This is a genomic window from Streptomyces sp. TS71-3 (genome assembly GCF_018327685.1).
In the GTDB taxonomy this organism is placed as follows: domain Bacteria; phylum Actinomycetota; class Actinomycetes; order Streptomycetales; family Streptomycetaceae; genus Streptomyces.
Map to the genome: position 1 here is coordinate 5,547,255 of NZ_BNEL01000001.1, position 14,376 is coordinate 5,561,630.

The 14,376-nt window shown below is 72.2% G+C and carries 10 protein-coding genes and 1 pseudogene; 6 read left to right on the forward strand and 5 right to left on the reverse strand.

What is annotated here, in order from left to right; translation table 11 throughout:
* The first annotated feature begins 6 nt into the window (after window positions 1-6).
* Both Sm713_RS22625 and Sm713_RS22630 read left to right on the forward strand, forming a co-directional pair.
* The gene (locus Sm713_RS22625) at window positions 7-1,644 is read left to right on the forward strand and encodes an NAD(P)/FAD-dependent oxidoreductase (RefSeq protein ID WP_212912196.1); all 1,638 of its coding nucleotides are present in this window, start codon (window positions 7-9) and stop codon (window positions 1,642-1,644) included.
* Window positions 1,645-1,697: 53 nt separating this feature from the next.
* Window positions 1,698-2,186, forward strand: a complete 489-nt coding sequence (locus tag Sm713_RS22630) for a peroxiredoxin family protein (RefSeq protein WP_212911375.1) — start codon at window positions 1,698-1,700, stop codon at window positions 2,184-2,186.
* A gap of 58 nt (window positions 2,187-2,244) precedes the next feature.
* Here Sm713_RS22630 and Sm713_RS22635 read toward each other — a convergent pair whose 3' ends face one another.
* Both Sm713_RS22635 and Sm713_RS22640 read right to left on the reverse strand, forming a co-directional pair.
* Window positions 2,245-3,747, reverse strand: a complete 1,503-nt coding sequence (locus Sm713_RS22635) for a cytochrome P450 (RefSeq protein WP_249416444.1) — start codon at window positions 3,745-3,747, stop codon at window positions 2,245-2,247.
* Between the two features lie 184 nt (window positions 3,748-3,931).
* The gene (locus tag Sm713_RS22640) at window positions 3,932-6,349 is read right to left on the reverse strand and encodes a hypothetical protein (protein WP_212911376.1); all 2,418 of its coding nucleotides are present in this window, start codon (window positions 6,347-6,349) and stop codon (window positions 3,932-3,934) included.
* Between the two features lie 761 nt (window positions 6,350-7,110).
* Between Sm713_RS22640 and Sm713_RS22645 the strand changes: the two are divergent.
* The 4 genes and pseudogenes from Sm713_RS22645 to Sm713_RS22660 form a co-directional block, all read left to right on the forward strand.
* Window positions 7,111-7,436, forward strand: a pseudogene (locus Sm713_RS22645) (arabinofuranosidase catalytic domain-containing protein); the annotation flags it as partial.
* A gap of 14 nt (window positions 7,437-7,450) precedes the next feature.
* The gene (locus Sm713_RS41740) at window positions 7,451-7,579 is read left to right on the forward strand and encodes an arabinofuranosidase catalytic domain-containing protein (RefSeq protein WP_374196063.1); all 129 of its coding nucleotides are present in this window, start codon (window positions 7,451-7,453) and stop codon (window positions 7,577-7,579) included.
* A gap of 280 nt (window positions 7,580-7,859) precedes the next feature.
* Window positions 7,860-9,077 carry a glycoside hydrolase family 105 protein gene (locus tag Sm713_RS22655; RefSeq protein WP_374196018.1) on the forward strand — a complete coding sequence of 406 codons (1,218 nt, stop codon included), beginning with the start codon at window positions 7,860-7,862 and terminating at the stop codon, window positions 9,075-9,077.
* A 251-nt stretch (window positions 9,078-9,328) separates the two neighbouring features.
* The gene (locus tag Sm713_RS22660) at window positions 9,329-11,452 is read left to right on the forward strand and encodes a glycoside hydrolase family 31 protein (protein WP_249416445.1); all 2,124 of its coding nucleotides are present in this window, start codon (window positions 9,329-9,331) and stop codon (window positions 11,450-11,452) included.
* On the opposite strand, the gene Sm713_RS22665 is transcribed toward Sm713_RS22660, so the two are convergent.
* From Sm713_RS22665 to Sm713_RS22675, 3 genes are read right to left on the reverse strand one after another with little or no spacing between them, the layout of a single operon-like run.
* Window positions 11,453-12,283: an ABC transporter ATP-binding protein gene (locus Sm713_RS22665; protein WP_212911377.1), complete on the reverse strand. Its 831-nt coding sequence runs from the start codon at window positions 12,281-12,283 to the stop codon at window positions 11,453-11,455.
* Window positions 12,280-13,359 (reverse strand): iron chelate uptake ABC transporter family permease subunit, encoded by a 1,080-nt coding sequence (locus tag Sm713_RS22670; protein ID WP_212911378.1) that lies wholly within the window; start codon window positions 13,357-13,359, stop codon window positions 12,280-12,282. The genes Sm713_RS22665 and Sm713_RS22670 overlap by 4 nt, the downstream gene beginning before the upstream one ends.
* A complete protein-coding gene (locus tag Sm713_RS22675) occupies window positions 13,356-14,360 on the reverse strand; it encodes an iron ABC transporter permease (protein WP_212911379.1) in 1,005 nt (334 codons plus the stop codon). The genes Sm713_RS22670 and Sm713_RS22675 overlap by 4 nt, the downstream gene beginning before the upstream one ends.
* Between the last annotated feature and the right edge of the window lie 16 nt (window positions 14,361-14,376).

Here is a 14,376-nt window from a genome sequence, read left to right on the forward strand (position 1 = left end):
CAGACGATGATCATTGTCGGCGGCGGCCTCGGCGGCCTGTCCACCGGCTGCTACGCCCAGATGAACGGCTACCGTTCGACGATCCTGGAGATGCACGACCTCCCCGGCGGCTGCTGCACCTCGTGGGACCGCGGCGCCTTCACCTTCGACGCCTGCGTCAGCTGGCTGCTCGGCTGCGGGCCCGGCAACGAGATGCATCGCATCTGGCTGGAGCTCGGCGCCCTCCAGGGCAAGCAGGTACGGCACTTCGACGTCTTCAACACGGTCCGGGACCGGCACGGCAGGGAGGTGCGCTTCTACTCCGACCCGGACCGCCTTCAGGCCCACCTGCTCGCCATCTCACCGGCCGACGCCCGGCTGATCCGCCGGTTCTGCGGGGCGCTTCGCGCCTTCAGGCGGTGCCTGCCCCACTACCCGTTCCTGACGCCCGTGGGCCTGATGCCGCCCCTGGAGCGCTGGCGGATGCTGGCCCGCTTCACGCCGTACTACCTCGCCATCAGCCGCTCCATCAGCACGTTGATGACGGACTACTCGGCCCGGTTCCAGGACCCCCTGCTGCGCGAGGCGTTCAACTACATCCTCTTCGAGAAGCACCCCGCCTTCCCGGTCCTGCCGTTCCTCTTCCAGCTCGCCTCGCACGCCAACCTCTCCGCGGGGGTGCCCGAGGGCGGCTCCCTCGGGCTCGCGCGGTCCGTCGAGGACCGCTACGAGCGGCTGGGCGGTGAGATCAGGTACAACGCGAAGGTGGTGGAGATCCTGGTCGAGGAGGACCGGGCGGTCGGGGTGCGCCTCAGCGACGGCCGCCAGCTGCGCGCCGACATCGTCGTCTCCGCCTGCGACGGCCGGACCACCCTGCTCGATCTGCTCGGCGGTCGCTACCTCGACGACACCTACCGGGAGCTCTACACCAGGACCATCGAGGAGCCGGGCATGGTCTTCCCCGGCTACGTCACGGTCTTCCTCGGGCTGCGGCGTCCCTTCCCGTCCGCCACGCCCTGCACCACCTACCTGCTGGACGAGGAGCAGGCGGCCGACCTGGTCGGCATCCGGCACCCCAGCATCAACGTGCAGTTCCGCAGCGCCTACTACCCGGAACTGTCACCGCCCGGCTCCGCGGTCGTGTACGCCAGCTACTTCAGCGACGCCGCCCCGTGGCGGGCGCTGAGCACCGGTGTGGAGCAGGCCAGCCGGATGCGCCGCGGGCAGGAGCTGCACACCCTGCCGGTCGGCCGGGGCCGCGAGTACCAGCGGGCCAAGCGCAGGGTGCGGGATGTGATCGTCGGGCTGCTCGACGAGCGGTACCCGGGCCTCGCGGCCTCCACGGCGGTGCGGGACGTGTCGACCCCCCTCACGCAGGTGCGCTACACGGGCAACCACGACGGCACGGTGCTCGGCTGGCAGCCGTTCGTCGAGAGCGGCGAGACCGTGGAGAAGCAGATCAAGCGGTACGGGCCCGCGCTGCCCGGGCTGCGGAACTTCTACCTCTCGGGCGTCTGGGCCACCACCGGCGGCCTCATCAGGGCCGCGGCGGCCGGGCGGCACGTCATGCAGTTCGTCTGCCGTGACGACGGCAGGACGTTCCGCGCCTGCGTCGACGAGACCAAGGCCCCGCCCACCCATGTGGTGCTGCCCGTCGGAGAGTGAGACGGTGCGCCGACACGGCAGCGCCGCTGACCGGACCACGAAGGGATCGACGAATGGCCAGAGCACCTGAAGTGGGCTCCGCGGCACCCGATTTCACACTGCCGGGCCTGCGTCTCGAATCCGGTGCCGTCGAGCGCGGCGAGTACCGGCTCGCCGACGCCAAGGGCAGCCCGCTCGTGCTCGTCTTCTACCCCGGCGACGACACGATGGTGTGCACCAGGCAGCTGTGCGCGTACACCTCGGACCTGGACCGGTTCCGGGACCTGGGGGCGGCCGTGTGGGCCGTCAGCCCGCAGGACCTGGACAGCCACGAGCGGTTCGCGCGCAAGCGCGCACTCGCCCTCCCGCTGCTGGCCGACGCAGGCGAGGCCGTCGCGGCCTCCTACGGCATCACGGCACCGGGCCTCGGACTGCGCCGGTCGGTGTTCGTCCTGGACGGGGACGGGATCGTGCGCTGGCGGCACATCGCGCTCGTGGGGATGACGTTCCGCAGCACCGACACCCTCGTGGAGCAGCTGGAGCTGCTGCGCGAAGGACGCTGAGCCGCCGGTCCGGCCGGGGCGCCCGCACCGCGAGCACCCGGCCGGACCGGCGACGGCGCTACCAGGTCACCGGCAACCGGGCCACGCCGCCCTGCTGGACGTACGGGGCATGGCCCGGGACCTGTCCCGCGGGCACCGCGAGCCGCAGCGCGGGAAACCGCCGGAAGAGGGTGGCGAGCGCGATCTCCAGCTCGGCGCGGGCCAGGATCTGCCCGATGCAGCTGTGGATCCCGTGCCCGTAGGCGGCGTGCCGGCCGGCGGCGCGCCGGACGTCCGGGGCTTCGGGGTCCGCCCAGACGGCGGGGTCCCGGTTCATCAGCATGGTCGAGACGATCACGCCGTCGCCGGCCCTGATGGTCCGCCCGGCCACGGGGATGTCGGCGACCGCCACCCGGGGCAGCCCGTCGGCGACCGACGCCAGCCGGGTCAGCTCGTCCACCGCGGTGGGCAGCAGCGCCGGTTCGGCGAGCAGTTCGCGGAGCTGCTCGGGGTGCTCCAGCAGGACCAGGACGGCGGAGGCGAGCGTGGTGGCGGTGCTCTCGGAGCCGCCGAGCAGCACGACGCAGGTCATCGCGACCTCGTCACGGCTGAGGCCCGGGTCGGCGGCGCGGTGCGCGATCAGGTCGTCGATGAGTCCTTCGCCCGGGTGCTCCTCGCGCGCGGTGATCAGGTCGATCAGGTACCGCCGGATCTCGGCGAATGCCTCCTCGGGGGCCCCGTCGCCGTCGTCGCGGGGCGGGGAGAGCATGCGGCGTGAGGCGTCCGCGAACCAGCGCCGGTCCTCCGGCGGGACGCCCAGGGCCGCGAAGGTGGTGGCGAACGTCAGCGGCATCGCGTAGTCGCCGACCAGCTCCGCCCGGCGGTGCTCCTGCCCGCCGTCGTCGGGCGTGCCGCCCTCCGGCACTGCGGCGTCCGCTGCGCCTTCCTGCGGTCCGTGGGCCTCCGGCGCGCCCTCCTGGGGTCCGCCCGCGGCGAGCATCGCGTCGATCAGCCGCTCCGCGGCACGCTCGATCTCCGGGCGCAGCGCCGCGACCCGCCGGACGCCGAACGCGGACGCCACCCGCCTGCGCTGCCGCGCGTGTTGCGGATTGTCCGCGCCGACCAGCGGGAGCACGATGCGCTGCGCACGCTGCTGCTGTGCCTGGCGCGCCGTCAGGTGCGGGAAGCCGGGGTGCAGCGCGTCGGACGACAGCCTCGGGTCGAGCAGCAGGGCACGGCCCTCGGCGTACCCGCCCACGAGCCACACCTGCCGGCCGTCGTACAGGCTCACCCGGGACACGGGGCCTTCCTGGCGCAGCCGCGCGTACCCGGGTGGCATCTGGTACGGGCAGACGCGCTCCATCGGGAAGGAGGGTGCGCTGCCGGCGTCGGGCCCGGCGGGCTTCGTGCCGGCCGGGACAGGGGACGCGCCGGACGGGGGAGTGTCCGCGTCGGGCAGGGGAGCGTCCGTGCCGGCAGGGAGAGTGTCCGTGTCGTACGCGCCGCGGCCGCTACCCGGCGGCGCCGGGTGCGTGTCCGATGGGCCGGGGTCCGCGTCCGGCGGTGTGCTGGTGGCTGCCACGGCTCTCCTCACTCCGGTCGCCACCACATTCGTCCTGCTCATCGGACGGGCACCAGCCGAAGCACGGGAAACCCCTCGAATGTGTCATTCCCCAGACGGGCGGAACCCCGTCGTGGTGCCGGTCGGCGGCACGGACCGGCACCACGACGTCCCAGCCGGGGGCTCCGGCGGGGCTACCGCCCGGTCATGACACCCCGATGGTGCGGCCCGCGAGGCTCTTCGGAGCGGTGGCGGGGCTGCCGCCGACCGGCGCGAAGGGCAGTGCCGTGGTGGGCGCCGACACCGGCTGGATCAGGTAGGAGGCGCCGGCCCGCCCGGGAATGGTGAGCGTGGCGCTGCTCTGCCCGGTCGGCACGGTGGCACCGGAGCCGTCGACCACCTCCACGTCCTGGCCCGCCCACGGGTTGCGTACGGCGATGTCGCCGTCGGCTCCCGCCTCCACGGCGACGGTGACCAGCCTGCCGTCCCGTACCTGTACGTGCGCCTTGCCCTTGTGCTGGATGAACACGGTGCCGTCCACGTCCCACGAGGCGGGCCAGCCCGGGGCGAGCCGCAGCGTGCCGTCGTAGTCCTGGACCAGTCCCTGGCTGAGCGCGGAGGCGTCGACGCCCAGCTCCTCCAGGTACGGCGTCTCGGGCTTGGCGTTCCAGCTGGCCATGCCGTTCGAGAAGACCTGGTACTTGGTGATGTTGGCGATCATCGCGGTGCGCATCTCGTCGCCGAGGCCGAGCCGTGCGGCGTGCAGCGCGTCGAAGCTCCAGTCGTTCTCGGTGACGTAACTGCGGTGGGTGAAGGTGCGCTTGGCCAGGTCGGACTGAGGGCCGTCGGCGCCGATCAGGTTGTACGGCCAGACCGCCTCCAGGCCCAGGTTCTCCACGTTGTGCCGCTCGGCGGTGGGCTGGGCGGACAGGGCGATCATGTCGTCGCCCGAGGCGTCGGCGGACGGGTCGAGCACCTGGGTCTGGGTGGCGGTGTCGGTGCGGGGCAGCGGGCGGATCCTCGGGATGGCCGCGTCGAGCCGGTCCACCAGACCGGAGTCCACGCCGAGGGTCCGTGCAGCCTTGGCCACCACCGGGAACAGCGCCTGCATGGCGGCCACGTCCGAGGCGGGGTCGTTCACGGCCCACTGGGTCTCATGTGCGTTGGAGGTGGTGTGCAGCAGACCGCCGGGCCCGGTCGTGGCGTGCGACAGCAGGAACTGCGCCGCGGCCTTCATCACGGGGTAGTTCCGCGACAGGAAGGCCCGGTCGTCGGTCGTCAGGTAGGTCTGCCACGCCCACAGGCCGATCTCGGCGCCGCTGGTGACCGTCTGCGAGTTGTACGAGGGGGCGATGGTGGAGTCGCAGGAGGCGTTGCTCTCCGCCGAGCCCGGGGCGTAGTAGCCGTTGCCGTTGAACCGCATGGTCTCCGGCACGCAGACGCCCTCGTGGCCGGGGTAGTGGGCGGCCGTCCAGGCGGCCATGGCGTCGAGGTTGTCCCGGTACAGCCTGAACATCGGCGAGTTGAGCGAGGAGGCGCCGGCATCGAGGTCGGCCTGCATGAACATCCGCAGGTTCCAGAACCAGTAGCCGGCCGGGTACCAGGGCTGGGCGTCCCGGCTGACCGCGAAGAGGTTCGCCTCGCCGGCCTGCGTGCCCGGCAGCGAGCCGCGGTTGGAGGCCGCGATGTCGTACAGGTAGAGCGTGCGCATGTTCTCGAAGTACTCGCCGGAGCCGTCCTGGGAGGAGACCTTGATCAGGCCGACGGAGTCCCAGTAGTGGTGCCACCAGGAGAGGTGTTGCGCGGCGAGCCCCGACGACGGGCGGTTCAGGTCCCCGCCGATGAGGCTCCGCGCCGTGCCCAGGGCGTCGCCGCCGGTCCAGCCCGGCGAGACCGCGACGACCCGGAAGGAGCCGTCGCTGCGGGGCCGGAAGCTGACCTGGCCGGTCCGCGCGTCGGGGGTGGAGGCATGCACGTTCCGGCCACCCGCGCCGACGCCGGCCATCGCGCCGAACGTCCGCCCGGACGCACCGCTGGTGCCGGTGTCCGTCCACGTCTCGGAGAGGGTCGCCACCGATCCGGCGGCCTGGGCGCTGGGGGAGCGCCCGTCCCAGAGCCTGACCTGGGCGGTCTGGGTGCTGTCCGGGTCGGCGCCCGTCACGTCGACGACCAGTTGCGAGGTGTCGGCCCGCACGTAGGCGGTGAGCGTCATGCCGCCGCCGGATTCGTGGAGCGTGCCGTCGTAGAGGTCGAGGTGCCCCTTGAAGTCGGCGGCGCCGGTGAGCCTGCCCAGGCCGGGGATGACGACCTGACCGGGTGACTTGCGGTCCGGGAAGGTGTCGTTGCGGTTAAGCTGGGCGGAGAAGCCGTCCGCGGCCCAGGCGGCCGCCCCCAGCGTCCCGTTGCCGAGCGGCACGAACCCGCTGACGTCCGTGTTGGGGTGCTTCAGTACGAGGTCGGAGCGGCGGACGACGTCGGGGGTGTCCACGACGAACCGGCCGTCGCGCCACGCCGTCGTCGTCCCGGCGGCCGCGGCTCCGGGGCCGGACAGGGCCGAGGTGCCGAGGGCGAGGAGCGAGGCGGCGGCCCAGAGCGCCGTTGTTCTCTTCCAGCGGCGGTGCACGGTACCTCCGTGAGTGGGAAGCGGATACGGCAGTCGGTTCCGCGGCGCAGACATACGCCCGTGACATCGGGTGTGTTTATAGGGCTCCGCTCAACCGCTGTCCAGGGAGAGGGCGGCATGAAGCGGGCGACGTGCGGTAATGCCTGGATTGCGAGGCCCACTTGGTGGGTGGTACGGGTGAAGCCGCGCCCTGATCTCCGTTCAGACATGGGATGACTCCGGGCCGTGTGTCGGGTGCTACCGCCCGCACGCCGGCGGTCCGCCCGTCGCCGTCCGGGTTGCGCCCCCTGCGCCCCGGGAGTTCGGCCGTTCCAGCCGCGTCCCGGCCCTCGCTCCGGCTGAAATGCGGCCCTGGTGCCGGACGCGCCAGGAGCTGATGACGCGCTTCGGGGTCCCTCTATCATCAAGGACTGTACGAGGAGCCGACCAGCGTTCGATAGATCGAAAGAATGCTCCGCTTCCCCTCTGTGAACTCCGCAGGTGCGCAGGGCAGTCCCCGGTCGGCCCGGATCTGCAAGGCCGCTTTGACATAGGCGTGACAGCCAGTGCTGCCCGCCGTTCCCGGGCGGCGCATCTCGTGCTGCCGTCCGAAGTCGCGCTCCACCCCGACGCCGGGACGCCGTCGGCGGGTCGCTGACGGGGGCGACGGGCCGTACCCGCCGGCTGTGGTTTCCCATCGCTCACCACTCAAGGAGATCCACATGTCTCTGCTCTCGACCGGGGCACGGCGGGCCAGGCCGCTCGCCGTCCTCGCGCTCGCCATGGCCGCGGCGGTCTTGGGCGGCCAGGCGTCCGCGACCGGCTCCGCCGCCCCGGCGACCACCGACTCGGTGCCCGCCGCCGGGCACCCGGCGAACGCCGGCGCGGTGGCCGCGGCCTCGCTTCCCCGCGACATCTACGCCGCGGGCGGGACGCCCTGCGTGGCCGCGCACAGCACCACCCGAGCCCTGTACGGGGCCTACAATGGCCTGCTCTACCAGGTCAGGCGCTCGTCGGACAACGCCACCCGGGCATCGGCGTGCTGAGCGCGGGCGGGGTCGGCAACGCCGCCGCGCAGGACTCCTCCTGCGCCGGTACGAGCTGCCTCACATCCTCCTCGGCATCGGCGGCGACAACAGCAACGGCTCCGCCGGCACCTTCTACGAGGGCGTGATGACGTCGGGCTACCCGTCCGACTCCACCGAGAACGCGGTGCAGTCCAGCATCACGTCAGCCGGCTACGGGCGGTAGGACGGGGGTCGCGCCGCCGTGTCCCAGGTGGCGCGACCCGATCGCCGGGGTGCGGCCCACAAGGGCTCCGCTCGGGCCGCCCCCTTGCCTTGAGGCCGACAAACTGGCCTGAACCTCCGACCTGTTCAGGTGCGCTGCTCGGGGTGATCGGCGGCTGAATCCGAGCCACCAGGCGGCAGATCGGGTTGACAGTCCGGGAACCTTCATTACCTTCCTCCCGAGAGATCCGATGTTTCGTTCACCCCTCGTGCCAGTGACCCCACCTCAGGCAAGGAGAACCGTGAACCACGCCCACCTGCGCAGTCATCGCACGAACCCGTCCACGCTCCGACGCGCGCTGATCTCCGCACTGGCGGCCGTCCTGACGTGCCTGGTGCTCGCCGTGCCGGGCCGGGCGGCCGGGCAGCCGGCCGCGTCAGCCGCCGCCCCCACCGACTGGTCCGCGGCCATGGTCGACTCGACCGCCGCCCGCTACACCCCGGACACCATCGGCGGCTGGTCGTATCCGGTCGGGCTGTTCCTGTACGGCGAGTACCAGGTCTACCAGCGCACCCACGACGCGCGGTACCTGGCGTACATCAAGAGCTACGTCGACCGGTTCGTCGACGGCGAGGGCAACATCGACCAGTCGTTCGACAGCCTGGACAGCATGCAGGCCGGCCGGCTGCTGGTGATCCTGCACCACGAGACGGGAGAGGCGAAGTACGCCGTCGCCGCGGAGAAGATCCTTGACCGGCTGAACACCTACCCGCGCACCTCCGACGGCGGTTTCTGGCACGCCGACACCAGCAGCCGGGCCCACCAGCTCTGGGCGGACGGCGTCTACATGGTGAACCCCTTCCTCGTCGAGTACGGCAAGGAGTTCGGCGACTCGGCGGCCACCGACGCCGAGGCGGTCAAGCAGCTCGTCGTCTACGGCGGCCACCTGCAACAGCCGAGCGGCCTGCTCAAGCACGCGTACGACGAGTCGAGGACCGCGAGCTGGGCCGACCCGGCGACGGGACTCGCCCCGGAGTACTGGTGCCGCGCGGTCGGCTGGTACGCGATGGCCGCGGTCAACGTGCTCGACGCGACCGCCGCCGGCCAGCCGGAGCGCCCCAAACTGCTGGCCGTCTTCCAGCGGCTCGCGGCCGGCCTGGAGAAGTACCAGGACCCGGAGAGCGGGCGCTGGTACCAGGTGATGGACAAGGGCTCGGAGTCCGGCAACTGGACCGAGACGTCGTGCTCCAGCATGTTCACCTACGCCCTCTCGCGCGGCGCCGAGCAGGGGTATCTCGCCCCGCACTACAAGGCGGTGGCGGCCAAGGGGTACCGGGGCGTGCTCGCCCGGCTCTCGCTGGGCGACGACGGCCTCACCAACCTCACCGACATCTCGATCGGCACCAACGTCGGCGACTACGCGTACTACGTCGGCCGCACCAGGGCCACCAACGACTTCCACGGCCTCGGTGCCTTCCTGATCATGAACGAGCAGGTCAGGAAGTCCTCGGTGCGGTAGCAGGCGAGCACCCGTGAACCGGTGGGTCCCGTCGAAGGGCGGGACCCACCGGTGCGCCGGTCGCCGGGGCAGGGCACGGTGGCCGGCCGCCGAACCTGACCCTTCGGCGGCGCCCCACGGCACGGCCATGTGCCAACAGCCCGCGTTCTGTTGACATGTGACGTAAGCGGCCAGACTATGAGCAGAAACGAACACGCTGTTTGCAGAACTGCTCAAGGACGCCGTGATCCACCCTCCGAAGGGCATGAGTGGTGCGTGCATATCCCCGCAGCCGGGGCCTCCGGGTCTTCCTGGCCACCTCGCTGTCTCTGATCCTCCTGCCCTCCGTGACAGGCCTGCTGAACGGCTCACCCGCAACGGCCGACGCACCCAGCTCCGCTGACGCGACGTCAGGCCCAAAGGTCACCGGGACCCGGGGAGAGATCTCCCTCACCGTGCCGGCCGGCAGGTCCTCGCCCGGCTACACCGTGCGGGTGGACAGGGAGGACTTCACCCTCACCACCCGGCGGGCGGGGGCCACCGTGCTCAAGTCCGCCACCGGGGACACCGGGGGACTGCGCTTCCGTTCGCAGGGCACCTGGCAGCACGCCACCAAGGTCACCGGCTGGACCTTCGAGGGCGGCGTCCTCACCATCACGGCGGCCACGACGCTCGACGGAGCCACGGTTCAGGCACGCCTGACGCCCGAGGCCGACCGCTACCAGCTCGACTGGGACGTCAAGGGCGGGGGCCCCGACCAACTCGGCCTCGCCTACGACCTGTCGTCGGCCGGGCACTGGTACGGCCACGGCGAGACCGAGACGCCGGCCGGCGGCCCGGGCACCGACCAGCCCTGGCCCCTGGACGCCGGCGAGGTCGAGGACGCGAACTTCGGACCGGCCTCGTACGCCATGGTCGACCCCTTCTGGTACACCTCGCGCTCGACGGGGCTCCGGGTCGACACCGGCCACATCATGGACGTGGCCGTGAACGAGGGCGGCAAGGACGGCATCGGCCGCTTCACCGTGGACTCCCCGGACACCTACCGGGCCACCGTGTTCGTCGAGTCGACGCCCCTCGACGTGTACCGCGACTACATCGGCATCGTCGGCGCGCCCACCAAGAGCGACGCCACCTACGAGCAGTACACGAAGCCGCTGTGGAACTCCTGGGCCCAGTTCTACACCCACGTCGACCAGGCGAAACTGCTCGACTACGCCACCGGCCTCAAGGCGAACGGGCTGGACGGGCACACCATCCAGCTCGACGACAAGTGGGAGTCCAACTACGGCAACCTGACCTTCGACCCCACGGCGTACCCCGATCCGTTGGCCATGTCGCAGAAGATCCACGACATGGGCTTCGACTTCGGCCTCTGGGTCACCCTCTGGATCAACCTGGACTCCGAGAACCACGCCGAGGCGGCCGACAAGGGCTATCTGCTCATGGACGCCAAGGACACCAGCAAGCCCTGCGAGGTGACCTGGTGGAACGGCACGGCCGGGATCGTCGACCTCGCGAACCCCGACGCCAGGGCCTGGTACGAGGGCAAGCTCAAGACGCTGATGAGCACTTACCACGTCGACGGGCTGAAGTTCGACACCCGCTTCTTCGACGAGAAGTGCGCCCCGCACGACGGCTACACGGCCACCGACTACCAGCGCCTGGGTACCGAGCTGGCCGACCAGTTCGACCTCCAGGGCGCCGGCATCCGCGTGCACTGGACCGACACGGCGCACAAGGCCGGATTCGTCACCCGCCAGGTGGACAAGGGCACCGGCTGGGACTCCCTCAAGGCGTCCGTGACCCAGAACCTGGCGATCTCCACCATCGGCTACCCGTTCCTGGAGTCCGACATGATCGGCGGCTCCCTGAGCCAGCCTCCGCCCTCCAAGGAGGTGCTGGTGCGGTGGGCGCAGTCGGCCTCGCTGATGCCGCTGATGTACGGATCCACGTCACCGGTGGACACCGTCGACGTGACGACCGGCCAGAAGGTCGACTACGACCAGGAGACCGCCGACCTCTACCGGGCGGCGATCCAGCGGCACGAGAAGCTCGCCCCCTACATCTGGGACCAGGTCCAGAACACGCTCAAGACCGGCGATCCGATCATGCGCCCGCTCTTCTTCGACTTCCCGGGCGACCAGCAGAGCTACACCGTCACCGACGAATGGATGCTCGGCCCGGCCGTGCTCGCCGCGCCGGCACTCGCGGCGGGCGCCACCCGGACCGTCCACCTGCCGCCGGGCACCTGGTACGACGTCAACCGGCACACCGTGATCCGGGGCCCGAAGACCCTGGAGGCGTACCCGGCGCCCCTCGGCGTCACCCCGACGTTCGTGAACCTCACGGCCAAGGGCGCGGCCAAGGCGATCAAGGCGCTTGCCGCGCGCTGATCAGCCGGCCTGCTCCTCGTGCAGGGCGGCGGGCCGCCAGGCCCGCGCGGGGACGACCAGCGGGCCGCCGGTGACGGGGTCGGGGACGACGACGGACGGGAGCCCGAAGACGTCCTCGACCAGCTCGGCGGTGACGATCTCGTCCGGCGGCCCCTGGGCGACGATCCGGCCGGCCTGCATGGCGACGAGGTGGTCGGCGTAGCGGGCGGCCTGGTTGAGGTCGTGGAGGACGGCGACGACGGTGCGGCCGCGCTCGTGGTTGAGCCGCCGGACGAGGTCGAGGATCTCCACCTGGTGCGCGATGTCCAGGTAGGTCGTGGGCTCGTCGAGGAGCAGCAGGTCCGTGCCCTGGGCCAGGGCCATGGCGATCCACACCCGCTGCCGCTGACCGCCGGAGAGCTCCTCCACCGGGCGGCCGGCGAGATCCGCGGTGCCGGTGCGCTCCAGCGCCTCGGCGACCGCCTCCTCGTCGGCCTGGGACCACTGCTGCCACCACGTCTGGTGCGGCTGGCGCCCGCGCGCGACGAGGTCGGCGACGGTGATGCCGTCCGGCGGGGTGGGGGACTGCGGCAGGACGCCGATGGTCCGCGCGACCTGCTTGCCCGGGACCCGGGCGATCTCGGTGCCGTCCAGCAGCACGGCACCCCGGCGCGGCTTGAGGAGGCGGCCCAGCGCCCGCAGGAGGGTGGACTTGCCGCAGGCGTTGGGGCCGACGACGACCGTCACCTTCCCGTCGGGGATCTCCAGGTCCAGGCCCTCGACGACGAGGCGGTCCTCGTACGCCAGGGTCAGGTCCCGCGCCGACAGGCGGCTGGTGGGCGGACGGCTCATGAGGAGGTGCCTCCGAAACGGCTGCGGGTGCGGACGATGAGCCACATCAGGTAGGGCGCTCCCACCGCGGCGGTCAGGACGCCGACGGGGAGCTCGATGGGGGAGAACAGGCGGCGCGCCAGCAGGTCCGCGACCACGACGACCAGCGCGCCCGTCAGGGCGGAGGACAGCAGGGGGATCTGGGCGGTGCGGGTGAGTCTGCGTGCGATCTGCGGGGCGAGCAGCGCCACGAAGTCGACGGGGCCGCTCGCGCCGGTGGCCACCGATGCCAGGACGACGCCGAGCGCGGTCAGGCCGAGCCGGACCCGGTCCAGGCGCACGCCGAGGGCGGCAGCCGTGTCGTCGTCGAAGGCGGCGCTGCGCTGGGCCCGCGCCGCCCACAGGGCGGCCGGCACGCCGAGCAGCAGGACGAGGGCGAGGGGGCGCGCCTCGTCGTAGCCGCGGCCGTTGAGGGAGCCCGTCAGCCAGACCTTGGCCTGCTGGGCCACCAGGTAGTCGCCCTTGGTGAGGAAGAGCTGCGTCAGCGAGCCGAGCGCCACCGACACGCCGATGCCGACCAGCACGAAGCGCGAGGACTGGAGCCCGCCGCGCCAGGCGAAGAAGTACACCAGCAGGGCCGCGGCGAGCCCGCCGGCGACCGAGACATAGGGCAGCAGGTCGTAGGTGACGGCGTTGAAGCTCAGCGCGGCGACCGTGGCGGCGCCCGCGCCGTGCGTGACGCCGATGACGTCGGGGCTGGCCAGCGGATTGCGCGCGACGGTCTGGATCAGGGCGCCCGCGACGCCGAACGCCGCCCCGGCGAGGATCCCGAGGACCAGCCGCGGCAGGCGCAGCGTGCCCACCACCAGCGTCTCGGGGCTCGGCCGCCCGAGCAGCACCCGGACGACCTCCACCGGCGAGATGAACGCCTCGCCGACGCACAGGTAGGCCACCACCGCGCACGCCAGCAGCACGGTCAGCGCCGCCGCGACGGCGACCGCCCGGCGGTGCACGAGGAAGCTGGCGCGTCTCCCGCGCAGGACGGCGTGTCCGGCCGGGCGCAGCGCGATCGTGGTCGGGGTCGTGGTCCGGCTCATGCGGCCACCACCGCACGCCGCCGCACGAGCGCGATGAGGAACGGCACCCCGATCAGGGAGGTCATGACGGCCACCGGCACCTCCGAGGGCGGGAAGACGATACGGCCCACGACGTCGGAGCAGAGGATCATCACCGGTCCGAGCAGCGCGGCCAGCGGCAGCACCCAGCGGTGGGCGGTGCCCACCAGGGCGCGGGCGATGTGCGGCACGGCGAGGCCGGTGAAGGCGATCGGGCCGACCGCGGCCACCGCCGCCCCCGTCAGCACCGTCGCGCCAAGACCGCCGAGCACGCGCAGCAGGCCGACGTTGTGACCGAGGCCCTTGGCGGCGTCGTCGCCGAGCGCGAGCGCGTCAAGACCCCGGGCCATCGCCGCGACCAGCACCACGCCGGCCAGCAGGAACGGCCAGATCTCGCCGACGATCCCGCTGTCGCGCCCGCTGAGCGAGCCGAGCTGCCAGAAGCGGAACTCGTCCAGGGCACGGGCGTTGGTGGTGGCGATCCCGGACACGACCGCGGCGAGGAAGGCGTTCGTCGCCGCGCCGGCGAGGGCGAGCTTGACCGGCGAGGCGCCGCCGCGCCCGCGGCTTGCGACGGCGTACACGGCCACCGACGCCAGCGCCGCGCCCGCGAACGCGAACCACACGTAGCCGTTCAGCGTGTGCACCCCGCAGAACGCGATCGCGCACACCACGCCGACCGAGGCACCCTGGCTGACGCCGAGGATGCCCGGTTCGGCGATGGGGTTGCGGGTGATGCCCTGCATCACCGTTCCGGCGAGCGCCAGCGCGGCGCCCGCCAGCAGGCCGATGACCGTGCGCGGCACCCGCAGCGACCGGACCGCCTGGGCGTCGTCACCGGTCCCGCCGTGCACCAGGGCCTGGATCACCTCGCCGGGCGCGATCTGGCGGCTGCCCACGGCGAGGCTCAGCAGGACGGCGACCAGCAGCATCCCCGTACCGGCCAGCAACCAGGCGGCCCGTCTACGGGTGGGTGGCGACATGCACCGCGCTCACTTT